Genomic DNA, 531 nt, shown 5'->3' on the forward strand with positions numbered 1-531 from the left:
GCCGGTGCCGCCGCTGCCGCCGGCGTTGGCGACGCCGATGCCACCACCGCCACCGCCGCCCCCGGCGGCGTCCACGGCGGAGGCGTTGGCCCCGGTGACGGTGCCGCCGACGCCGCCGTTGAGGACGAAGACGCCGGGACCCGCTCCGTTGCCCCCGCTGCCGCCGGTGATCGTCGTGGCACCGACGTTGACGGCCGCGCCGCCGCCGCCACCGCCGCCGGTACCGCCCTGGATCAGCAGGTTGGGGCCGCCGCCTTGACCTCCGACGCCGCCGCTGCTGGTGAGGTCGAGGCCGAGGGTGGGATCGATTATTTCCGCGCCGCCGCCTTGGCCCCCGGCTCCGGCGGCGCCGCCCGCGCCGCCGGTGACGAACAAGCCGCCCAATTGGCCGCTGCCGCCCACGCCACCGCCGCCGCCACCGCCGCCGGCGACGGCACCACTGCTCGTGGTGGTGAGGACGCCCTGGCCGCCGATGCCGCCATTGCCGCCGTGGCCGCCGTTGAGGCCCGTACCGCCGGCCCCGCCGGCGCC

General features: G+C 78.9%; 1 pseudogene. It reads right to left on the reverse strand.

The window, feature by feature from the left end:
* Window positions 1-531: pseudogene (locus N415_RS32115) on the reverse strand (PE family protein); the annotation flags it as partial.

It is taken from the genome of Mycobacterium sp. UM_CSW, from assembly GCF_000455205.1.
In the GTDB taxonomy this organism is placed as follows: Bacteria; Actinomycetota; Actinomycetes; order Mycobacteriales; family Mycobacteriaceae; genus Mycobacterium.